The 23,253-nt window shown below is 65.1% G+C and carries 16 protein-coding genes; 6 read left to right on the top strand and 10 right to left on the bottom strand.

Features of this window, described 5'->3' with window-relative positions; genetic code table 11:
- Positions 1-93: 93 nt before the first annotated feature.
- From bcsC to ACT7DK_RS01150, 9 genes are read right to left on the bottom strand one after another with little or no spacing between them, the layout of a single operon-like run.
- Positions 94-3,558, bottom strand: coding sequence for a cellulose synthase complex outer membrane protein BcsC (gene bcsC, locus ACT7DK_RS01190; protein WP_445395513.1), 3,465 nt, complete (start codon positions 3,556-3,558; stop codon positions 94-96).
- Entirely contained in the window at positions 3,546-4,652 is a 1,107-nt protein-coding gene (gene bcsZ, locus ACT7DK_RS01185; protein WP_445395511.1) for a cellulose synthase complex periplasmic endoglucanase BcsZ, read from the bottom strand. The genes bcsC and bcsZ overlap by 13 nt, the downstream gene beginning before the upstream one ends.
- Positions 4,653-4,655: 3 nt before the next feature.
- Entirely contained in the window at positions 4,656-6,938 is a 2,283-nt protein-coding gene (bcsB, locus tag ACT7DK_RS01180) for a cellulose biosynthesis cyclic di-GMP-binding regulatory protein BcsB (RefSeq protein WP_445395509.1), read from the bottom strand.
- A complete protein-coding gene (bcsA, locus tag ACT7DK_RS01175) occupies positions 6,935-9,529 on the bottom strand; it encodes a UDP-forming cellulose synthase catalytic subunit (RefSeq protein ID WP_445395507.1) in 2,595 nt (864 codons plus the stop codon). Before bcsA ends, bcsB begins: the two co-directional genes overlap by 4 nt.
- A complete protein-coding gene (gene bcsQ / locus ACT7DK_RS01170; protein ID WP_445395505.1) occupies positions 9,523-10,245 on the bottom strand; it encodes a cellulose biosynthesis protein BcsQ in 723 nt (240 codons plus the stop codon). Before bcsQ ends, bcsA begins: the two co-directional genes overlap by 7 nt.
- On the bottom strand, positions 10,242-10,403 hold the full coding sequence (locus ACT7DK_RS01165) for a hypothetical protein (RefSeq protein ID WP_445395503.1): 162 nt from the start codon (positions 10,401-10,403) through the stop codon (positions 10,242-10,244). The genes bcsQ and ACT7DK_RS01165 overlap by 4 nt, the downstream gene beginning before the upstream one ends.
- A gap of 29 nt (positions 10,404-10,432) precedes the next feature.
- A complete protein-coding gene (gene bcsG / locus ACT7DK_RS01160; RefSeq protein ID WP_445395501.1) occupies positions 10,433-12,061 on the bottom strand; it encodes a cellulose biosynthesis protein BcsG in 1,629 nt (542 codons plus the stop codon).
- Complete coding sequence (gene bcsF, locus ACT7DK_RS01155; protein ID WP_445402247.1) at positions 12,048-12,245, bottom strand: cellulose biosynthesis protein BcsF; 198 nt, start codon at positions 12,243-12,245, stop codon at positions 12,048-12,050. The genes bcsG and bcsF overlap by 14 nt, the downstream gene beginning before the upstream one ends.
- Before the next feature lie 7 nt (positions 12,246-12,252).
- Positions 12,253-13,785, bottom strand: a complete 1,533-nt coding sequence (locus ACT7DK_RS01150; protein ID WP_445395499.1) for a BcsE family c-di-GMP-binding protein — start codon at positions 13,783-13,785, stop codon at positions 12,253-12,255.
- 495 nt (positions 13,786-14,280) lie between these two features.
- Between ACT7DK_RS01150 and ACT7DK_RS01145 the strand changes: the two genes are divergently transcribed.
- Entirely contained in the window at positions 14,281-15,069 is a 789-nt protein-coding gene (locus ACT7DK_RS01145; protein WP_445395497.1) for a glycosyltransferase family 32 protein, read from the top strand.
- Positions 15,070-15,096: 27 nt separating this feature from the next.
- Here the strand turns inward: ACT7DK_RS01145 and ACT7DK_RS01140 are convergent, their stop codons facing one another.
- A complete protein-coding gene (locus ACT7DK_RS01140) occupies positions 15,097-16,248 on the bottom strand; it encodes a cytochrome P450 (protein WP_445395495.1) in 1,152 nt (383 codons plus the stop codon).
- A gap of 411 nt (positions 16,249-16,659) precedes the next feature.
- Between ACT7DK_RS01140 and ACT7DK_RS01135 the strand changes: the two genes are divergently transcribed.
- The 5 genes from ACT7DK_RS01135 (at position 16,660) to ACT7DK_RS01115 (ending at position 23,251) form a co-directional block, all read left to right on the top strand.
- Positions 16,660-18,618: a methyl-accepting chemotaxis protein gene (locus ACT7DK_RS01135; RefSeq protein WP_445395493.1), complete on the top strand. Its 1,959-nt coding sequence runs from the start codon at positions 16,660-16,662 to the stop codon at positions 18,616-18,618.
- A gap of 295 nt (positions 18,619-18,913) precedes the next feature.
- The gene (gene gmk, locus ACT7DK_RS01130) at positions 18,914-19,543 is read left to right on the top strand and encodes a guanylate kinase (protein ID WP_445395491.1); all 630 of its coding nucleotides are present in this window, start codon (positions 18,914-18,916) and stop codon (positions 19,541-19,543) included.
- 49 nt (positions 19,544-19,592) lie between these two features.
- Positions 19,593-19,868, top strand: coding sequence for a DNA-directed RNA polymerase subunit omega (gene rpoZ / locus ACT7DK_RS01125; protein WP_445395489.1), 276 nt, complete (start codon positions 19,593-19,595; stop codon positions 19,866-19,868).
- Positions 19,869-19,973: 105 nt separating this feature from the next.
- Entirely contained in the window at positions 19,974-22,091 is a 2,118-nt protein-coding gene (gene spoT / locus ACT7DK_RS01120; RefSeq protein ID WP_445395487.1) for a bifunctional GTP diphosphokinase/guanosine-3',5'-bis pyrophosphate 3'-pyrophosphohydrolase, read from the top strand.
- 158 nt (positions 22,092-22,249) lie between these two features.
- Positions 22,250-23,251, top strand: a complete 1,002-nt coding sequence (locus ACT7DK_RS01115; protein WP_445395485.1) for an alpha/beta fold hydrolase — start codon at positions 22,250-22,252, stop codon at positions 23,249-23,251.
- Positions 23,252-23,253 lie beyond the last annotated feature (2 nt).

The following is a 23,253-nucleotide window of genomic DNA, read 5'->3' as shown; positions in this document are numbered from 1 at the left end:
GGGTGTTGCGGTATAGCCGTCGAGCGGCGGCTCAGCCGTTACTCCAACCCCGGATCCCCGCCTGTCACCGGCTCGTTCCGCCGGACGGAGCACCTAACGCCAGTCGGCGTAGGGCGTGGCGGGCTCTACCGGCAGCGGCAGGCCGCCCTGCCAGGGGGTGAAGCTGTAGCGCAGGTAGAGAAAGGCCTGGCCCGGCGCATAGTTGCGGCTGTGCTGCCAGCTGATGCCGCCCCCCAGTATCCAGTGGTCGCTCAACCTGCGCTCCGCCCGCCCCTGCAGCCGCACTCCCAGGCCACTGCTGCTGGCGGCGTCATTGAACTGATCCGCCTGCGGATCGGGGCTGGCGCCGGCCTGCAGTATCCGGGCGGCGGTATCGCCCAGATAGAGCGCATCCCCGCCGTCGGACTTGGCATACGACCAGCTCAGGGTGCCTTCCAGCGCCACCGACCAGTCATCGCCACGCCGGGCATACCCGAGCGGCAGGCCGAATGACAGATACTGCTGGGGGCTGTAGTAGCCACCCTGTCCCAGGGTGTCTTCGCTCAAGTCCTTGTCATAATGCCAATACATCAGGGAGGCGCCGGCCCTCAGCCGTTCGTCCGCCTTGTCGACCAGGCGGTAATAATAGCCGCCCATGGCGCTCAGCCGATAATTGGAGTCCACGTTCTGGCCACGCAGGCTGTGGGCACCCAGGCTGGACCAGATGCCGTCGGCCTCGCCCTTATCCCGGCTGAGCCCCAGCGTCACGCCGTTGGCGGTCACCCCCCCCCAGGCGGTGCCGGTCACGGGATCCACCGCCCCCGCATAGGAAACGAGCGAATTGCTCATGGGCCGGCGCGACAGGGTCCAGCGGTATCCCCAGTCGCGCCAGTCGCCCTGGTAATTCACCCCGCCCAGCCAGCTGGCGAGCTCAAAGCCAAAGGGGGTATGGCCGATGTCCCAGGACCAGCGCTCCCCTTCCCACCCCACCGCCAGCCCGGCGCCGGTCGTGTCGAGTCCGTCGAATCGACAGCCGGCCAGGCTGTAGTTGCAGCTGCCGAACTTGTCGCGCGCCTCCGGACGGCCCGGCTCCAGCTGGACCCGCTCGGCCTGCATCAACCAGCGCCCCGTCCCCCGGGGGACTTCGATACGCAGCATGCTGGTCTGCAGACGCAGATCGGACACCCCGGAGGGATTGTTGTCGGTGCGCCAGCCCAGGTTGTGCTGCAGTTGGACGGTCGGGGACTGCTGCAGGTATAACCGCTCCACGTCCGCCCTCAGGCTGGATTCGAGCCAACCGTCCTGGTCCCGGGGCCGGCTTGCCCGGGTCAAGGCCCGATCGTCACGGGAATCGGCCTGCGTCGGCGCCAACAGCCCGGCGGCGACCAGGCCGCGCGCATACATATCGAGGGCCTGCTGCGGATCCCGGCTCGCCCGCCAGCGGGCCGCGTCCCGATACAGCAGGGGCTCGTCCGGCTCGGTGGCAAGCAGTTGCGCAAATACCTGCTCCGCTTGCTCCCCGTCTCCGGTCGCCGCCAGCAGGTTGGCATGGCGGCGACGGGCGTTAAGGCCGGCATCGGCCGGCCATTCCAGCCGCGCCAGCAGCAGCCGGGCCGCGTCGGTCTGGCCCTGCGCCCAGTGGGTTTCGGCCTGTCCCAGAACCGCCTCCACGCTGCCGGGCGCCAGTTGCTGGGCTTCCCGATAGTGCCGCATGGCGTCCGGGTAGCGGCGATCCTGGTAAGCCCAGTCGGCCAGCATGAGCCGCTCTTCCGACCCCGGCTGCGCCAGCAGCAACGCCTCGGCCGCCTCGCCGTCGCCGGCATCGCGCAGGGCCTGGGCCCGGGTACGGCGCTGCCGGCCTTCCAGCCGTGCGGCCAGATCCCGCATGGCCTGATCCCATTCTTCCCCGGGAACCGCCCGCAGCGTCGCCAGCGCCTCCGGATCCCGCTCCTGTGCGGAGAGGTAGAGGCCATGCGCATAGCGCACCTCCGGTCCGCCGCCCGACCAGGTCAGCAACCGGACAAACTGATCGTCGGCGCTGCTCACCCGACCCTGCTCCACCAGCAGATTCGCCAGGCGATAGGTCAGCCAGGGGTCGGACGGGGCCCGTGCCACCGCCTGTTGCAGCAAGGCGATGGCCGCTTTCCGGTCATCACCGGCCAGCGCGGCCGCTATCTGCCGCTCCAGCCAGTCCAGCTGTACGCGATTGCGTAACTCGGCAAAATCCTGGCGCCGTGCCGGCGGCAAGGCATCGAGCACCGCCAGCGCCTGCTCGGGCGCTCGTTCCCGGTAAAAGTCGACCAGGGCATAAAGCAGCTTGTCATGGTCGGGCCGCTCCCGCCGCGCCTGCTGCAGCCATCGCTCCGCCGCCCGGTCGTCGCCCTGGGCCAGGGCGATATCGGCCAGGCCGAGCAGGCCCTCGATATCCCCGGGCCTGAGTCCACGGGCCCGCTGGTAGGCCTGCCGGGCCTCCTCATGCTGGCCCGCGGCCAGCGCCGCATCCCCCCGCTGCAGCCAGATCAGGCTCTGGCTATAGTTGTGCAGATCCTGCCATTTGCTGATCAGAGAGCCGTCCTGTTCCAGCCGCAGCGCCTCGGCCAGGGCGCTGGCGGCCGCCTGATAGTCGCCTTGCTGGATCAGCACCTGTCCCAGGACGCCGTGCAGACCGGCCTCCTCGGGGTAGCGACGCAGGGCCTGGCGCAACGGCGCCTCGGCCTGGGCATGGCGCCCGGCCTCCACCAGTGTCCTTCCCCGCAGGCCAGCCTGCCAGGCCGGATCGGCCAGCAGGCGTTGTTGCTGCTGCAGCCGCTCGCTGGCCGAGGACACCAGGGGGGAATCGGGATAACGCCGCAGAAAGCGTTCCCACCCCTGCACGCTTTCCTGGCCGATCGGTAACTCTTGCAGGTAACCGAACTCGGTTTCCGCCGCACTGTCGCGGGCATCCGGATTCGTCGCCAGTTTCCCCAGCAGGGCCAGGGCCTCGTCGGGTCGCTCTTCAGAAAAAAGAAGTCTGACCAACAACTTACGCAGCTCTATGTTGCCCGGATAACGCTGCTCCAGTGCCTGCAACTCGGCCACGGCAGCGGACCGCCGACCTTCCACGGCGCTCCATACCCCCCAATACTCCAGCGCTAGCGCAAAGTCGGGCGGCTCGCCCCCGAACAAGGCCTGATACTGTGCCACGGCCTTGTCCGTCTGGCCGCTGGCCGCCAGCAGGCGCGCCTGCTGCAACTGGAGCTGGCCATCCCGGTCGTGCAGCGTCAGGAGCGCCTCGCCCCGGCTCAGCAGGCGGCCATCCGCGCCCCTCCGGCGCAGATCATGCAGCAGTTGCTCGGCTTCCTGCCGGTTTCCGGCCTGCAACAGCATCGACAGCCGGGTCAGCACCACGTCGGGATGGTCCGGGGCAATCAGCTCGAGCCGCCCGAGGGCATCGCGCACTATGTCGTCCCGATAGATCGCCTGGCCGGTGCGCAGCCGCTCAAGCAGCCAGTCCCGCTGCTGTTCCGGTGAAACGGGCTGCGCCACCGCCAGGGTGTTGAGCAGTACCAAACAAGCGGGGAATAGGGCTATTGTTCGCATAGGCTGTCCCACGCCGGCTGCAGCCGGCCCTCCTGGTCGAAACGGTAACGTCCTTGGTACCAGCCCAGGCCGAACAGCAGCAACGACTGGTTATAGTAGGCATCGGCTTCCGGCGGTGCGGTACGCAGCCGCTCGAGTTGGCGTTGCAATACCGACTCGAAACGCCCGTCGCGGCTGAGCATCGGCAACAGGGCGGCGGAAAACCCCGCCGGGCCGGTACCGCTGGCCCGGCCGCTCAGCCGGTCCACCCGCTCGGGTGGCCACCCGGCGGCGGTGGTGTGCTCCAGCATCGGCGTGAAATGCGCCAGCAACTCGCTCGCGCCGCGGGTGCGTTCATCCAGCATGCCCAGCCACAGGTAAACCCGGATGGCATCATAGCTGCCGACGGCCAGATCGGCGGCCTCCGCCACTCCCCCGCCGGCCTGCCACCGCAGCCAGTCCGGCGCCAGGCCCCGGGGAGCCCCCTCCAGCAGCAGCCGGCGGCTGGTCTCTGCCAGTTCCGCCCAGATCCGGGACTGGGCGGCAAAGCGCTGTAGCAACTGCGGAGGAAGGTAGCTGGGATTGAGCCGCCAGCCCTCCGCCGACTCGAAGCCGAGGGTGCCGGGCAGCAATGCCAGGCCCAGTCCGGGCAGCATGCGCAGGCTCTGGGCGGCCGAACGCCACAACAACTCGGTGCCCAACCGGCTGTATTCCGGCTCCTGCCAGAGGCGACCGGCTTCCAGCAGGTTGTAGGCTATCCACAGATCGGAGTCGCTGGCATTGTTGTCATCCAGCACCCTCCACCGTCCCGCTTCGTCCCGGCCCCACAGCCAGGCCGGTAATCGCCGGCTCAAGTTGCCGCCGGCCAGGTTGTCGATGGTCCAGTCAAGCAACCGCCGGAAGCTGTGCCGGTCATCGGCCACCAGGGCAAAGAACATGGCATAGCTCTGCCCTTCGGAAGTGGTGATGGCCCGAGGTGAGGAATGGTCGATGATGCGGCCATCCTCGGTCATCATGGCCGCCTTGTACCGCTCCCAGGCCGGCCAGACGCATCGCGGCTCCTGTGCCGAGACCGGCATCGCCAGCAGCATGAGCAGGAGCAGCGCCGCTTTCATGACTTACGCCTCATGCCGACGGCGGTGCGCCGCCCAGCGCAGGGCTCGCCACAGCAGGAAGGCCGCCAGCAGGGTGCACAGCACCGTCAAACCGGCCAACAGCACCGGGTGATTGGACAGCAGGAACCAGATCTTAAGCCACCAGGGCAGATAGCCCACATAGTACTGCCCCCCCACCAGCTGGCTCTCCACCCCACTCGCGCGGATCAGCGCCACCGAGCCCGACACCGCCGCCAGGCGGCTGCTGTCGCCCAGGGTGGCACGCAACAACCGGAAATCCGCTTCGTCGTTGGCCAGCAGGGCCACTATGCTGCGCTGCGCCGCATAGGGGGATTGCATACCGACGATGGCCGCCAGGGGCCCCCGGGCGCTGACCTCCACTCGGGCTTCGGGCGGAAACCCATCCTGCTCCAGGCGTCCCCTTCCCTGCTGTCTTGCCTGCGGGGCCGATGTCGCGCCCTGCAACAGCCAGGCACCGGGCTTTTGCAGCACGTCGGCCAGCTCGACGTCGGCCCCCTGCGCCTCCGGCAGGGCCCCGAATACCAGCAGGTCCGCATCGGCTTCCCGCGCCTCGTTCCAGTCGTCGCTGAGCCTGAGCGCCAGGGCCGGGTAGCCGGTTTCGGCGGCGATCCCGGCCAGGGTCTCCAGCAAGGTACCGAGCCGGGTCGCGGTCGTTGTTGCCGGCATCAGCACCAGGGTCTCCGACAGATCCGCCATGCGGCTGAACGGAAAGCCGCCACGGGCGAAGGCCGCCAGATCCGGCATGGCGATAAAATGATGGTAACCGGACAGATCGATGGTCGAGCTTTCGTCGATCAGCACCCGGGTATCGACCGCCAGCACCGTCTGGCAGCGATCCGGCTGGGCGCCGCCGAAGGTGCTGGCAAAGCTGAAGTCGTAACGGAGTCGATTCTTCGCCCCCATGTTCTGCGCCGGCACCAGCAGCTTGTTGCTGGCATTGGCCGTTTCCCGGGCGGCGACCGCCAGGCCCAGGCTCTCCAGCCGGCCGTGGCTGTTGTCCGACAGCGGCAGGCTGGTGATGAATTGTTCATTGAGGCTGATGCTCAGGCGTGACTCGTCCTCCACCGTAGGCGGGGTGTAACGATATTTGGTCTCCAGCGGTATCCCCTGGTTGCGCCAGACGAACAGATCCGGCGGCAAGTTGACCTCCAGGGTGATCGGCCGGGGCCGAGGGCCATGGGCCTGCAATTGCTCCGGATAGGAAATCAGCTCGGCAAAGCTCACCGGCCGGTCGGTGGCTATCCAGTTCGGCGCGTCATAAGGCCGGCGAGGCTGCAACGGCTGGGCTTCATGCACCCTCACCCGGTCACCGCGCAACAGCTTGCCGCCCAGCGCCAGGGCCCTGGCCGCCACGGCCAGATCCTCGTCGTGGCGGCCCAGTACCAGCAATACCTTGCTGAAGGGATCGGCCGGATGATCGATCAGTGCCACTTCCGGCGCCGTCACCGGCAGGAAGCGCTCCAGCACCGCCACCGCGGCGGGTCGCCGGTCGTTGGTCGCAAACACCACCGAAGGGGTCACCCCGGGCTCCGGGCCGGCGCCCGGCAGATCATCGAACCACACCGGGAACTCGGTCCCCCGCCAGCCCGCCAGGCTGCCGAAGTAGGAGGCCAGGATCCCGGCCGCCCGTTGCTCCCCCAGGCTGGGATCGGCGGCAAACACCATATTGACCCTGGTCTTGTCGCCGTCCCATTCATCGAAGAAGGGCCGCGGGAAGAACGCCAGATCGTTGCTCAATACCAGGGCCTGCTCACGCAGGCTGATGTGGCTGTCCTGCGCCAGGTTCAACCACAGGGCACTGTGTCCCGGATCTTCACAGAGGTCCTGATAATGGCCGACAAACTCTATCCGCACCCGGTTGAAATCACTGATCAGCCGGGGATCCAGCGCCATCTGGTGACGGTTCCGGGTTCCCAGCTGCTCGCTTTCAATCGTCACCGTTCCCATCAGCACCTCGTTCAGGTAAACGCGCAGGTGCGACAGGTTCGGCAGCAAGGCGGGGGACGGAGTATAATCGAGTGTCAACTGGGCCTCGCTGGCGATGCGATCCCGGCGCAGGGTGAACTCTATCTGCCGGCTGTTCTGGTGCCCGAACAGCAGTTGGTCTTTCGGTTGATCCAACTGCCCGAAGGTGCGCGATACCGTCCAGCTGGGTACCGTTCCCGGGGCCGGCGGCTCGACGCCGGCGGAAGTGTCACTGGCATTCAGGCGGCCCATGGCCAGCAGGCCAAGGAGCAGGAGCGAAGCGTGACGATATCGGCTCATGAGTGGCTTTCCCTTGATGAGGTGGATGATGACGGCATGGGCACGGGCCAGCGCGGCAGGTAGCTCCCCAGCCAGGCCAACAGCCGCAGCAACGGGCTGAGCAGCAGGTGCAGCCAGGACGGCATGAACTGGTAGAGACGGCAGTAGCCTTGGCCACCGACCCGGATCATCGCCATAAAGCTCTGCAGCGGGCGTTCCGGCCCCCTGTCGTCCAGCCAGTTAAGCCAGGCATCGGCCCGGGCGAAGGTACACTGGACGAAATCGATCTTCTGTTGTCGGCTCAGGCTTCCCAGGCTGATCCCGGCCACCCCGCCCCGCTCCCGGCTCACCACGCCGGGAAACTGGAATTCCTGCTCGCCCCGATACAGCAGCAGCGACACCACCGAGCCCACCGGCAACAGCAGGGCGGAAGGGAGTTCCACGGCCACGCCACCGTCGGAGTAATCGAGCAGCACCCCGGGATAAAGGTGGCCACTGGTCAGCCTTATCCCGGCGGGCAGCCTGATCTGCACCCTGTGGCTTTGCCTGACTTGCTTGACCTCGGCGGCAATGGCCATGGCCGCGCCGATGATCAGCAGGTTATACAGCACCCAGAGCGAGGCGAGCAGCACCGTTCCCTGTTCGTTCTGGGGTCCGCTATAGAATCGCCAGACGGCGAATCCCAGGCCGAACAGGTTGAGCATCGCCAGTACCAGATAAGGCCGGGCAATCACCCAGTCGAACTGGTTGTGTTCCATCAGCCCGCCCTTGGCGGTGACGTTGAACTTGCCTTTGGATGGGTTGAACAGGGCCACCGTGGTCGGCCGGGCGATGTACCAGGCCAGCACCGTCTCGTAGACCTCGCCCCAGAAGGTCCGGCGGTACTGGCCCTGCATCCGGGCGCTGGTCAGACTGGAGTGGAGCATGTGCGGCAATACGTAGAGCACTATCATCCACGCCGGAGCGTAGATGATGTAGGAGTGCAGCAGCAGGAACGCCAAGGGGGCGAGCAGAAACACCAGGCGCGGCAGGCCCGCCAAAAAATGCAGCATGGCATTGGCATAGCACAGTCGCTGGAACAGGCTCAGGCCCCGCCCCAGCAACGGGTTGTCGATCCGGAAAATCTGGGCCATGCCGCGGGCCCAGCGGATGCGCTGGCCCACATGGGCAGAGAGGCTCTCGGTCGCCAGTCCCGCTGCCTGGGGGATGCGGATATAGGCCGAATTCCAGCCCCGCCGATGCATGCGCAGGGCGGTATGGGCATCCTCGGTCACGGTTTCCACCGCCACCCCGCCGACCTCCTCCAGGGCGGTACGGCGCAACACGGCGCAGGAGCCACAGAAAAAGGTGGCGTTCCACATGTCATTGCCGTCCTGTACCAGACCGTAAAACAGCTCCCCTTCGTTGGGCGACCGCCGGAACAGCCCGAGGTTGCGCTCGAAGGGGTCCGGCGACAGAAAATGGTGGGGCGTCTGCACCAGCGCCAACCGAGGATCACGCAAAAACCAGCCCACCGTCAGCTGGAGAAAGGAGCGTACCGGCACGTGATCACAGTCGAATATCGCCACCAGTTCACCGTCGGTACAGCCCAGGGCATGGTTGAGGTTACCCGCCTTGGCATGACGGTTGTCGGGCCGGGTGATGTAGCCCACGCCGACCTCGGCGGCGAAACGGCGGAATTCCTCACGCCGGCCATCATCCAGGATGTGGATGCGCAGCTTGTCCCCGGGCCAGTCGATCCCCAGCGCGGCGTACACCGTGGTACGCACCACCGCCAGAGGCTCGTTGTAGGTCGGGATCATCACGTCGACGCTGGGCCAGCGGCGGGTATCACTCGGCAGCGGCGCCGGTTTGCGCCGCAACGGCCAGCAGGTCTGCACATAGCCGAGCACCAGCAACAGCCAGGAATAGGTTTCCGCCGCCAGCAGGATCAGACCCAGCGTCAAGTCCAGGGAGCTGTTCCAGTTCAGGGTCGAGCTGTAGCGCCACCACAGGTAGCGGCAGGAGATCAGCGTCGACAGCACTATCATCAGCAGAGTCGGGAAACGACCGGGCAGATGCCGTACCAGCATGGCCATCCCCCACAACAGCACCACGAAGAGCAACTGGGCGGCATAACCGAGCGGCTGGGTCACGCAGAGCCCGGCCAGCAGCACGGCGACCATGCCCAGAGCGCCGTAAAGCCAGGGCCGCATCCTGGGGGGTAACTCGGGCCATCCGTACCGGTCACCTCGCCGCGGCAGATGGCCGGCGGCAGGCGTAGGAATGGATGTCATCCCTGTGCGCACGGCCGTCGCCAGGCGCCCGTACAGCGCCGTCAGCCGACGCCAGCCGGGGCGGAACGGCCAGTGGCGCCGCTCCGGCCCCGGCGCCACCAGCAGCAACCAGATCCCCTGGATCAGATAGCGCAGGGGATCGCCCGGCCGGGGCCGCTGCCGGCTCAGATGCGGAAACCACAGGCTCATTTGCTCCCTCACCTGGCGCCACCCCGGTTGTTCCAGGCGCAAAAACAGCCAGGCCAAGGCATGACAGCCGGCCAATAACAGGGCCGTGGCGGGCCCGGCGCCCCGCTGCCGTCGCAAATCGCCATAAGGGAAATACCGGGCTAACATGCCACCTCCCGCCGTCGGCTCAGGCACCAGGTAGCCAGGCTGATGGCATCTTCCGTCACCAGGCTCTGGGGCGCATAGCCGATGACGCTTTGCTTGCAGGCCAGGGCTTCCCCCATGGCTTCATCCTGGTGTACCACCACGGGCACCACCCGTTCACCATGATGCCGCCGCCACACCAACAGCAGATCCTGCTGCAAACGGCTGGCGGAGTCGTAACCATTCACCAACAGGAAGCCCTCTCTCCCTTGCCGCTGCAGCAGAACATGGCAGGCCATATCGGGAGCCAGCACCCGGATCGAGAAATCGCCCCGAATGCTGCCGACATGCCCGGGCAGGCGCTGGGGCAGGTCGAACAGCACCCAGTCGAACTGGCCGGCCAGCTGCGCCTGTCGCTTGTTCCACTCCCACGGGTTGGCCAACAACCGTTGCTCCACCCTCAGCTGTTCGGCCTCATCCAGCCGGCCATAGGGCAACAGGCACAAGCCCGGCGACAGCTGCCAGGCCTGCCGGTGCCAGTCCTGCCCATCCAGCATGGCTCGGGCCCAGCCTTCGGTCTCGCGGGCGGCCAGATTGAAATGCAGGCCCAGCACGTTTTCGGGGCACAACTCCACCAGCAGTACCCGCTGGTTCAGGCGGTTGAGCGCATGCCCCATGGCCGCCAGCAAGGAGGTAGTGCCCACTCCGCCCCGTATTCCGCACAGGCTCAGCGAAATCAAGATACCCTCCCCAGCATCCCGGGCTCCTCGGCAGCCGGCTGCTCCAGTTCGGCCAGCAAGGGCCAGCGGTTCAACGCCTGCAGCCACTGCCGCTCCCGGGCGGTATCGACATAGGCCAGCCCTTGCAATTCGAGGCTCAGCAGGGTGGTATCATCCACATCTCGAGCCCGCGCACGGCTGCGCGGGGTTACTTGAAACGGGCCGGATAGGGTAGCCATATTCCTTTCTCCTTCAGGCGGACATAGGGTGTGCCGTCATAGTCGAGGACCACGGTACCGGCGTTCTCCGCCACCCAGGGCGTCACGGGCAGGTCGGCGAGCAATACGGGCAGCGCGGGGTCGTCGGCGACGCCATGCGGCCGTTCATGCAGCCGGGCAATAAAGGCCGACAGGGCCAGGTAGCTGCTGGGCTCGCTCACCCGCAGCGGCGCAGGGCCACGTTCTACACCCATGCCAAACAGCCTGATGCCAACGGGAACATGGGTAATGGAGGGACTGGGAATTTCACGCATGCCGGCTATCTGCATCCGGTCGCCGTGCAGACCGGCACCGTGTTCGGGCACCACCACCACCACCACCCGGCGCTGGCTGCGCTCCAGTTGCTCGAAGAAGGCCGTCAAGTCATCGATGAGCCGGCTCGCCAGTTCCCCGTAATCACCCCGGCGAGTGCCGCCGTCCGGCAATACGGTGCGGTTGCCATCGTGCAGGGTGGTGGTGTTGTAGAACATGGCTACCCTGGCATCTTCCCTGTCGAGCCGTCGTTGCCACCAGCCACCGAGCACGTCTCGATCACGCCAGATCGGCGAGCTGTCGAATCCTATCACCGAACGTTGCAGTCCCCTGGTATCGAGCGCCGCCACCGGCAGCCGGCCCTGAGACCGAATATCGCCGATGAAGTTGTCGAACTGCCCGTTATGATTGAGCAGCGCCTCGCTGCTATAGCCCAGGCTCTGCAGCTGATCCATCAGCAGGCACTGGGCGGGGGCCTCTTTATACAGGCTGTCGTGCGCGCCTTGTCCACAGCTGGCACGCAACAGGCGAATGGCGGCCGGGCCGCTGTAAGAGGTCGCCGAGTTGAAATTATCGAACACCACGTCCATCTGCTGCAGCAAACGGTTATCCCTGAGCCCCACGGCCTCGAGATCGTCCCAGGCCATGGAGCAGATATTGATAATCACCAGATCAAAAGGGGCTTGCGGTGCCGTTGTCGTCCCCAAATCCACGCTCCGTTCCGCTTCCCGGCGATAGAAGTCCTGCAGGTAGCCGTCGAGCATCGGGCTGTCCGGCTCGGCATTCGCCCGCACCACGGGCTCGGACGCCTCTGTACCCACCTGCGCCACGGCCACCGGTTGCGCCATCTCCAGTACCGGCTGGATCCCCAGCCAGGCCAGGCCGAGCAGGCTGAGGGTGGTCAGCCGCAGCCACTGTCGGAGGTAGATATAGGCCAGCAGCAGCAACAACAGCAGGCCGCACAGCTGCCAGTTGATAAAACGCCCCAGCAGCTCCAGCAGATAGAGGCCGCTGAAATCGAGCACTCCGGGCTGGTTAAGCAGCCGGGTGAAGGGGGGGAACCAGGTGTCCTGGTAGAGCAGGGCTATCGCGACGGGGATGGCGATCAGATTGCGCAGCATCCGCAGCGACCGAGGGCCCAGGGGGAACAACAACACGGCGGCAAGCACCAGGTTGGGAAGCGGCTGCAGATTCAGGTAACCCAGCCAGAACAGCGCCAGCTTGAGCAAGAAATAGAGATTCCAGGCGCCGAGACCGCTCCAGCCACCTGGCCGGCCCGGTGCCGCAGCGGGCTCACCGTGGTGCATCCTGCCCCCCTTTCACTGCCGTGCCGCCGCGAGTCACCCTGACGCCGCGCGCCTTCAGGTAGCGGGGGGAGAGGCGGCGGCGGCACCAGTTCAGGAGCCGCCTCCCCCCCCACCACAGCACCACAACCAGTGCCAGGGTCAGCAGGCTACTGAGGGCGGCGACTTGGATGATTTCCTGGTACATCATGCTGTTAGATCGCTCTTTTGAGGGTGACGCGCTTGGGAGTGAGCTTCGTTACCGGACTGTATGCAAAGGATGCGGATTCATTCGCATCGCCATTGTCATCGAAAACGGGCACCGCCGTGGCCTGCTCCAGGGCGGCCCTCGGCAAGGCATCGGGACTCTCCAGCGACCGGCGATCGCTGAACAGATCCTGCCAGGGCAGCCGGCAGATGTGCGCCAGCGCCGCGTCCAGCCCGTCGCTCCGGCAGGTAAACAGGAGCAGGTAGAGATGGTCGTCCAGGACACAGGCCATGTCCCCAAAACGGCTCAGGCTCAACTGCCCCAGGCACTGCTCCACGGTCAGCATGCGCCGGATGGGCAGCTCGAGCAGCTGGTGGCAGATTTCCGTCACCCGGGTCTGGTACAACTCGTCGACCTGGCGCAGGAAATCCCGCGGGCTGAGCAGACCACGAACCCGGGGGGTTCGCAGGCGCCCCACCAGGCTCTCGACGTCGGCAGCGCTCGTCCTGAACCAGAGCTGGCCTTGTAGGCCGTCGATCAAAATAAGGAAGTGCTCCGCGGGCGTCCGGCTGGGAATGATCATATTGGCGCCGCAGGCCAGCAGCAGCTGCCGCTCGTTATGGCGCAAACAGGCACTCAGCTCGCGGACCGCGATTTTCAGGGCCTTGCCGCAGCTGGAGCGCGCGGCATGGAGCTGCCGTGCCAGCGCCTCGACCTGCCGGTTGTCGTCGATGGCCAGGACCAGCGTGGCTGCCCTGGCATCGGCCGCCGCCGACCATAGCGCCGCCGGGGTATCGAATATCGACCAGTTAGGGGACAGCCGCGGCAGTCCCTCCAGGGCGGTGCGCAGGATCAGGCAGCGCTCCCTGTCCTCGGCCTGGACGAATTCGGGAACGAACGGGGAAGCATCGTCCACGGCAAAAGCCCTCTGCCGGAGATCGAGCTTATGACACTGGGCAAGGTGCATGCCCAGCGCATTGTGCAGATGGTAGAGATGAAAGAAGACATCGCCCTCCCGGCGGTAGAGACGGCTCAGGCCGGTGACGTGTCGAGCCATCGCCGGCAGCGCGGCGTGCTGCTCTTCCCAGCCGGGTCCGTGGCTGAGCAGGAGCAGCTTGGCATGCTGTTTGCGCAGCCACTCGTTGAGCTCCGTGGCCCAGCGGATCACCGCATCGGGGCCGAACACACGCCAGGCCGAGGCGGGCAGCATGAACAGGATAACCCCGTCGCGCACGCCGCCCAGCCGCTTGAGCTCGGAGACAAAGTGCCGCAGTGCCAGGGTGATCTGGCCCGTTTCCAGCTCAAACAACCGCAGTTGTGCCGGGCCCGCGTCCGACGCCAGCGGCGCCAGCAGCCCCGCTACCGGCATATCGGCACAGATCAGGGTGCTGGGCTGGCCGGCAGGCAGCGCTTCCAAGCACTGCCTGGCCAGCATTTCGGCATCGGCGGTATGTTCAACCGCCAGCCAGTACAGGCCACCATGGCTGAGCAGCCGGAGCTCCCGAGGCAGGTGGCGGATGGCCAAGGTTATATTGTTCATTCAAGTCGAAATCCTTATCGAACTTGTGTAAAACTAGTCTAGTAGAGTCGGCAAGAAAGTGGGGCTTGGCCGTCGATACAATTTAATCCGTGCTTTCTTCGCACTTTGTGCTAGCGGCTCTTTTTTGCGCCGCAACAAACAAGAATGCACAAACGGCAGAGAACTGGACAAAAAACCTATAAACCAGGAAGAAAAAGGAATGTAAATTCAGGAATTAAAAATAAAAAAGGATATTCAACCAAGAGAAACAAATGAGTCTAACGTCTTTAATAAATGATAATTAATATCGTCCAACTCTCTGATCTAGCAGCAGAAGCCTCCTGATAACCCGCCTTGGCTCCGCTATGCAGCCCACCGCCCGAACTGGCGGCAACTCAACCAAAATTGGCTGCGCCGAATATGGCGCTCTCCACCGCCACTCATCGGCTTCGGTCCGCTCATCAAGCCATGCTACTATGGGTTCGGCACTCTACCCGATCCACTAAAGGAGTCTCCGTGAAGGCCCATATCCTGCTGACCAGCCGCCTGATCAAGCTGTTCGCCAACATCACCAAGGTGCTGTGCTACGGCTTCCATGCCCTTTTCCCCGACCAACGCTTTACCCTGCCGGAGCGCGCCGGTGCCCTGCTGAAGGGCAAGGACAGGCCGATACCGCGCATCATCTGGCAGACCAACTTCACCAACAAGGTGACCCTGCCGGTCTACCTCAACTACCTGTTCAACCGGCTGATCTCGCCCACCTTCGAGTACCGCTTCATGATCACCGAAGCCCGGGCCGACTTTATCAGGGCCAATTACCCGGAAGAGATTTTTGAGCAGTATTCCAGGCTGCAGATCGGGGCCGCCCAGGCCGACTTCTGGCGGCTGTTGGTACTGCAAAAACACGGTGGCGTCTACCTGGATATCGACGCCCACGCGGTGTGGCCGCTCGGTTTTATCATCAAGCCGGATCATCAGGAGCTGTACATCATCCGCAAGGGTGACGAACTGACCAATTACTTTATCGCCAGCCGGCCGGACAACCCCAACATGGAAAGGCTGATCGCCCGAGTGCTGCAAAACATTCGGGAAAACACCATCGAAGGGGTCTACAACCTGACCGGACCGGGGGTATTCAACCAAGTACTGGATCACCGTCAGGTGCCCACCACCTTCTATCGCTACACCTGCAGCCAGGGCAGTTTCACCAACGAGTATTTCCAGTACATCGACAAGCCCCAGGGCAAGTGGACCAAGGAGCAGCACAAGGTGAGCGTGGTCCGCCAGGAGCCCCCGCAACAGTAACCCCCCGCTCCGGTCGCCCGGAGCGGCTTATTCCAGTCCGACCCAAAGGGTGCTGAAACCGCTGCCCGGGTAGCGGGCCCTGACCGGCTCTCGTCCGGAAGGCAAAAACCACCCGTCGCTCGCCTGCAGCAGCGCCTCCAGTACCAGCCGCAATTCCAGCCTGGCCAGGGGCGCCCCCGGGCAGACGTGGATGCCGGCGCCATAGAGCAGGTTGTCCGCCGGATCCCGATCCAGGCGGAACTCGTCCGGATCGCCGAACACCGCCTCATCCCGGTTGGCCGACGCCCAGATGATGGAAATCCGCTCGCCCGCCGCCAGCGTTCGGCCCCCCACCTCGACTTCCCTGGTGGTCACCCGGCGGTTGCTGATCAAGGGTGCATGAATGCGCAGGATCTCGTCGATGGCGGCGGGCAGCAGCGAGGCATCCTGGCGCAATTGCCGCTGCACCTCGCCATGCTCGGCCAGATAGTGGATCAGGATGCCGATGCTGGCGGTGATGGTGCCGAGTTCGCCCACCGTCCAGTTACGCAGCAGGCTGACCAGTTCCTCGTCGGTCAGCGGCCGCCCCGATACCCGCTCCCGCAGCAGGGCGGTGGTCAGATCGTCCGGGGCCTCGGCGCCCAGCGCTCTGCGCTCCGCCAGCAGGGTGCGGATATAACCGTCGAACTCGGTTGCCACCGCCGCCAGTTGGGCCCGGTCGCCGGCCAGGGTCGCCCGCTGGTGGTTCAGGGTCCACTGACGCAGCGGCTCGTGCAACGAGGTCGGCCAGCCGAGAAAGGCGCATTGTACCTGCAGCGAGAACGGCTGGGCCAGGCCTGCTACCATCTCGCACTCCCCCCAGGGCAGGGCAGCGACCAGACGACGGGCCAGTGCCCGGCAGGCCGGCTCGAAGGCCGCCATGCGGTTTTCATCGAAGTAAGGCTCGATCAGCCGCCGGTACCGGCCATGCTCCGGCGGATCCATGCCGTTTGGCACGGACAGATGGCGGGATACGGCATTGCTGAAACCGTGGTGCTCCTCGAGGATGCGACGCACCTCCCGGTGGCCGAACACCGACCATTGCAGATAGTCGCTGTAGGCAACGGGACATCGCCGGCGCAACTCATCATAGGCGGCGATCTGATCCTGCAGCACGGCTTCGGCCCTGGGATCCCAGTCACTTTGGGGTTTATCGGCCATTGTGGCTCCTTCTTGTCACCACCGGCGGCAGCATGCCGGTATCAAGCGCCAGACAGGCATCCATTGCCGCATAAAGCCCCGGGTTCGCCCTTGATCGGGATCACGGATAAGGTGCATTTAAAATATCACGGCCCCTCGCGCCCGCCATTCGCCATGATATTTTCCATATATCCCGCGATTTATTGGTGTACGACACAATATCTTCAACATTTCCTGCTATTTATCGGTGAAGGCCTCGCCGACGCTGGCAAAGGGACTCAAAACGGCATTAAGCTGATTCCATCCCAGTCTCGCCGGAGCACGACGCCCTTACCCGAACCGTCACCGCACGCACCAAAAAAAAACTAACAACCAATAACGTAGAGCACCGCCGGCAACGAACGCAGGCCGGCGCATCTTAGGGAGAAGAATATGAACCGCTGGCATCGCCTCGGCATGCGCACCCGCCTGTTTATCGCCACGGCCCTGCTGCTGGCCGTTCTCGTCCTGCTGGTGGTGATACTGCAGTCCACCCTCAACGGCCGGGACCGGCTGTCCCGGCTGCAGCACGACGAACTGCCCACCGCGCTCTCGGCCATCGCGGCCCAGGTTCAGGCCCGGCTGAATACCGTCATCGCCGGCTCCGAAGCCCTGGCCAAAAGCCCCTTTGTCCTGGACTGGATTGCCGCCGGCGCCCCTGTGGAGCAACTGCCGCAGATGCAGGCGGTCCTGGCCCAGGTGCAGGACTCGCTGCAGGCCACGGCGGTGTTCATGGCCACCAACGACGGCCGGGAGGTGCGTTACCACCACTACGAAGACGGCAAGCTCGACTGGCGACGGATGTCCGCCGACAATCCCGACGACGCCTGGTACTTCAGTTACCTGAACGGCGGTCGGCCCTTCGAGCTGAACCTGGATACCAACGCCTTCAGCGACGAGCAATTGCTGATGTTCGTCAACTTGCGCAGCCGCCGCACCAATTCGGCGGGACAACCGCTGAACGTGGCCGGCGGCGCCATGAACATGAGTCAGCTCGGCGCCCTTATCCGGGAGTTTCGCATCGGGGCCGGCGGCCAGGTGATGCTGGTGCAGCCTTCCGGTCTGGTCGACATCCATCCGGACATGAGCCAGGCCGGAAGGCTCGACCTGGGCAGCCAGCCCGAGTTGGCCGGGCTGCTGTCCGGCAAGAGCGAGCAGGGCCGTATCCTCCGCCTGCACTGGCAAGGGGAAGAAAAATTCATCGGCGCCATCTGGATGCCCGCCCTGCAACGTTTCCTGGTGGCCGAAGTGCCCACCGCCGACATCCTGGGCGAAATCCGCCGCAACCAGCTGACCACCCTGGGCATCGCCGGCCTGCTGCTGTGCCTCGGGCTGGTGCTGCTCTATCCCATGGCCGGTGCCCTGATTGCCCCCCTGGCCTCGTTGCGCCGCCAGATCAGCGACACCGCCGACAGCCTGGACCTGCGGGTACGCTTCGAAACCCGGGATCAGGCCGAAATCGGCCACCTGTGCCGGCAGCTGAACCTGCTGATGGACAAGCTGCGCCAGACCCTGAGCGAAGTCCGCCATGTCAGCGACGAAACCGAAGTGGTGGTGGAGCAGTTGCACGGCGGGGCCCGGGAAGCGAGTGACTCCTTCCATCAGCAGCAGTCGGCACTCGAGCAGATCACCCGGGTCATGCACGGCATCACCACCCAGGTGGCCGACATCGCCGCCAACGCCGGCGAGGCCGGCCGTTACTCGGAAGAAGGCAGCGCCGTGCTGGATGCGGCGGAGCGGCAGCTGGAGCAGAGCTACGGCGCCATCGGCCGGCTGGAGCAGGACATGCTGGATGCCAAGGCACGGATGGAAGCCCTGCGCCGCCACAGCGACGACATACTGCACGTGCTGGAGGTGATCCGCAGCATCTCGGATCAGACCAACCTGCTGGCGCTCAACGCCGCCATCGAGGCGGCGCGGGCCGGCGAGCACGGCCGGGGCTTCGCCGTGGTCGCCGACGAGGTGCGCCAGCTGGCCCAGCGCACCCAGAGCTCCACCACCGAGATCCAGAACATGATCGACAACCTGCGCAACGCCGGCGCCCAGGTGGCCGAGCAGATGGAGATCAGCGCCGGCAGCAGCCAGCACGGCCTGGCCAGCCTGACCAGCACCCGGGAGCAGTTGCGGCAGATGAGCCGGCGCCTGGAGGAAGTGTTCGCCATCAACAGCAGCATGAGCACCGGCACCCGGGCCCAGCAGGACGCCATCGGCCAGATCCACGAGGGGCTGCAGCACCTGGCCGAACAGGGCGCCCGGGCCAGCACCATGGCGCAGCAGGCCGCCGTCGCCAGCCAGCACCTGAGCCAACAGGTCGGCCGGCTGCGGGACAAGGTAATGGTGTTCCAGTGCTGAGTCCGGGTGCCGGTCAAGCAGCGGCAACAGCCGAGCCCCGGCCCCGGCTGGCACGCATAATAATTCGGTATTTACGATGTTTTTGGCAGGTAAAAACTGATAGAGCCGAAGCGGTCACCTGATCATAATGAAATCTGCGTGGAGGGCACTTCCGCAGCAAGCTATAGTTATTTTTGACTGGCCGTTGTGTTTACAACGGCCATTTTTTTATCCGCCGGCTTCTGGTAAGCTTTGCCGCCCCTGATTCCAGCCGCCATGCTCGGCGCTGGCAGACAACCTCGAACGGGCAGAGACTATGGCGCACATCGGTACCCTCTTTATCATTTCCTCCCCTAGCGGCGCGGGCAAGTCCAGCCTGATCAAGGCCCTGCTCGAGCGCCCCAGCGCCGACGGCCGGCTGCAGGTATCGGTCTCCCACACCACCAGAACCATGCGCCCGGGCGAAGAAGACGGAGTGCACTACCACTTCGTGGACAGGGTCAGGTTCGAACAGCTGATCGCCCGGGGCGCCTTCTACGAATGGGCCGAAGTGTTCGGCAACTACTACGGCACCTCCCGCGAGTGGATAGATCAGCAACTGGCCCAGGGCATCGATATCCTGCTCGACATCGACTGGCAGGGCGCCCGCCAGATCCGGGAGCAGTCCCCCAGCGCCAAGTCCATCTTCATCCTGCCGCCCAGCCGGGAAGAGCTGGAGCGCCGGCTCAACGCCCGCCAGCAGGACAGCGCCGAGGTGATCCAGGCGCGCATGGCCAAGGCGGTATCGGAAATGTCCCATTACGACGAATACGACTACCTGCTGGTCAACGACACCTTCGAGCACGCCCTGAACCAGCTCAGTGCCATCATCGAGGCCGAGCGCGCCAACACCGGCAAGCAGGCGGCCCGTTACCAGGACTTGCTTTCCCGGCTACTGGCGGAATAAGCTAAGATCCATTAGAATTTTGCACCTTTTTTAATCATTGGAGTCCGTTATGGCCCGCGTTACTGTTGAAGATGCTGTAGAACAGATTGGCAACCGCTTCGATCTGGTCCTGGTTGCCGCCCGCCGCGCCCGCCAACTGGCCACCCAGGGCAAGGAGCCGCTGGTCGATGAAGAGAACGACAAGCCTACCGTGATCGCCCTGCGCGAAATCGAAGACGGCCTGGTCAACCACGCCGTGATGGACGTGCAGGACCGCCAGGAGCAGCAGGAGCTGGAAGCCGCCGAACTGGCCGCCGTGGCTGCCATCGCCGAAGGCCGCAGCTAACACGCAGCTTTGCCTTTCAGGCCCGCGCCGCGGGCCCGTTCCCGGCCTGAGCGGGCCTCATCTCTGGACTGCGTAAACGGCGTTGACTGTCGGGGTATAGATAGATTGTATCTGTTTGAATCACTCAAGGAGTTGGCCTCCAGCTACCTGCCGGCCGAGCAGGTTGAACAGCTGAAGGCCGCCTATATCCTGGCCCGGGATGCCCACCAGGGCCAGACCCGTTCCAGCGGCGAGCCCTATATCACCCACCCGGTGGCGGTGGCCCGCATCCTGGGCGAGATGCACCTGGACCACGAAACCCTGATGGCCGCCCTGCTGCACGACGTGATCGAAGACACCCCGGTCACCAAGGAGCTGCTCGAACACCAGTTCGGCAAGCCGGTGGCGGACCTGGTGGAAGGGGTCTCCAAGCTCGACAAGCTCAAGTTCCGGGATCGCAAGGAAGCCCAGACCGAGAACTTCCGCAAGATGGTGCTGGCCATGACCCAGGACATCAGGGTCATCCTGATCAAGCTGGCCGACCGCACCCACAACATGCGCACCCTGGGCGCCCTGCGCCCGGACAAGCGCCGCCGCATCGCGCGGGAAACCCTCGAGATCTACGCCCCCATCGCCAACCGTCTCGGCATCCACAGCATCAAGAACGAGCTGGAAGAGCTGGGCCTGGAAGCCCTCTATCCCATGCGCACCCGGGTGCTGCGCGAGTCGGTGCGCCGGGCCAGGGGCAACCGGCGCGAGATCATCCAGTCCATTCTGGAGGAGATCAAGGGCCGGCTGGACGACGCCCGCATCGAGGCCCTGGTCAAGGGCCGGGAGAAAAACCTGTTCTCCATCTACAACAAGATGGTGAAGAAGGAGCTGCAGTTCCACGAGGTGATGGACATCTACGCCTTCCGGGTGATCGTCAAGGACATCGACACCTGCTACCGGGTGCTGGGCCAGATGCACACCCTGTACAAGCCCCGTCCCGGCCGGTTCAAGGACTACATCGCCATTCCCAAGACCAACGGCTACCAGTCGCTGCACACTTCCCTGGTGGGGCCGCACGGGGTGCCGGTAGAAGTGCAGATCCGCACCGAGTACATGGATCAGATGGCCGACAAGGGGGTGGCGGCCCACTGGGCCTACAAGCAGGACGGCGAGATCTCCGGCACCACCGCCCAGGTGCGGGCCCAGCGCTGGATGCAGAGCCTGCTGGAGCTGCAGCAGAGCGCCGGCTCCTCCTTCGAGTTTATCGAAGGGGTCAAGACCGATCTCTTCCCCGAGGAGATCTACGTGTTCACCCCGGAAGGGCGCATCCTGGAGCTGCCCTCCGGCGCCACCCCGGTCGACTTCGCCTACGCGGTGCACACCGACATCGGCCACGCCTGCGTCGGCGCCCGGGTGGACCGCCAGCCCTTTCCGCTCAGCCAGCCGCTGCATTCGGGCCAGAGCGTGGAGATCATCACCGCCCCCAGCGCCCGTCCCAACGCCGCCTGGCTCAACTTCGTGGTCACCTCCCGCGCCCGCACCAAGATCCGCCAGTTCCTCAAGAACCTGCGCACCGAAGAATCGGTGCTGCTGGGCAAGCGGCTGCTCAACCACGCCCTGGGCGCCAAAAACCTGGAAGACATTCCGGTCGAACGCGTCGAACAGGTGCTGAAAGACACCAAGCACGGTTCCCTCAACAACCTGCTGGCCGACATCGGCCTGGGCAACGCCATGAGCGTGGTGGTGGCCCGCCGGTTGCTGGGCAAGTTGGACGAGATCCCCGCCGAACGCAACAGGGCGGTGAAGAAGATGCCGATCCGCGGCGCCGACGACATGCTGCTCAACTTCGCCAACTGCTGCCGTCCCATCCCCGGCGATCCCATCGTCGCCCACATCAGCCCGGGCAAGGGCCTGGTGGTGCACCTGGAGTCGTGCAAGAACATCCGCGGCTACGCCAAGGAGCCGGACAAGTACCTGCCGGTGCAGTGGGATCTGGAGCAGGACTTCGATTTCGAGTTCAAGACCGAGATCGGCATCGAGATCGTCAACCACCAAGGGGCCCTGGCCGAGCTGGCCAACGTGATCGCCGCCACCGGCGCCAATATCCACAGCATCAGCACCGAGGAGAAGGACGGCCGGGTCTATGTGGTAGAGCTGCTGATCACCACCAAGAGTCGGATCCACCTGGCCAACATCATGCGCAAGATCCGGGTCACCCCCAATGTGCTCAAGGTTCACCGCCAGCGCAAATGAATACCGTGCGGGGCTTGGGGGCGGCCTGCCGCCACGCCTCACGCCAGAGATGTTATCTGCCCGGCTTTCACGATAAACTGGGCGGCATTCCATCCACCCGGAAACTGCCCTCAACCACCATGCTCGCTCGTCTGCTCTTGCTCGGGATCTGCCTCGTTATGAATGTCGCCACCGCCGCCTCGCCGCACCTGACCACCGAAGCCGAACTGAACCGGCTGGGGCTGGCCGGCCTGCAGGCCTTCTGGCGGACACACGCGAGCGAAGGCCACTTCCGCACCGACGACGGCCTGCGCCTGCCCTACGCCAAGCTGGTAAAGGCGGAGCACGGCAAGGCGGTGATCCTGGTCAACGGCCGTACCGAGGCCTACCTCAAATACCAGGAGCTGGCGCGGGATCTGTTCGGCAACGGCTACAATGTCTACCTCTACGATCACCGGGGCCAGGGCCTGGCGCCGCGGCTGCTGACCGACAGGCACATGGGCCATGTAGGCGATTTCAACGACTATGTGCAGGATCTGGAGCAGTTCGTGCAGCAACAGGTGCTGCCGGAGCAACCGCAGCGCCTCTACCTGCTGGCCCACTCCATGGGCGGCACCGTCTCCGCCCTCTGGCTGGCGGAAACCCGGGTGCAGCTGGAGGCGGCAGTGCTCTCCTCCCCCATGATGGGCATCTTCCTCGGCCCCCTGCCGCGCTGGCTGGCCGACGCCCTGGTGGCGGTGCTGCAGACCGGCTGCCGCTGGCTGGGCAAGGCGGTCTGCTACGCGCCGGGCCAGGGGGATTACATGGAGGTGGCCTTCGCCGACAACGATCTGACCCACAGCAAAATCCGTTACCGGCTGTTCCGCGAGCTGTACCGGCAACAACCGGCCCTGCAGCTGGGCGGGGCCAGCCTGCAATGGCTGCGGCAGGGACTGATGGCGGGAGACGACGCCATTGCCAAGGCCGATCGCATCACCACGCCGCTGCTGGTCCTGCAGGCCGGCGCCGACGTGGTGGTCGACAACGAGGCGCAGCGGGCCTTCTGCCAGGCCCTGGGATCCTGCCGGGACGACCATCCCCTGGTGATCGAGGGCGCGTCCCACGAGCTCTTTATCGAGCAGGACCCGCTGCGCCGGCAAGCACTGGAAGCGGCATTGTCGTTCTTCGAACAACATTCCTGAAC

Source organism: Zobellella sp. An-6 (genome assembly GCF_052487945.1).
Note: the sequence above shows the minus strand (reverse complement) of the source record. Positions and strands in the feature narration are given on the sequence as shown.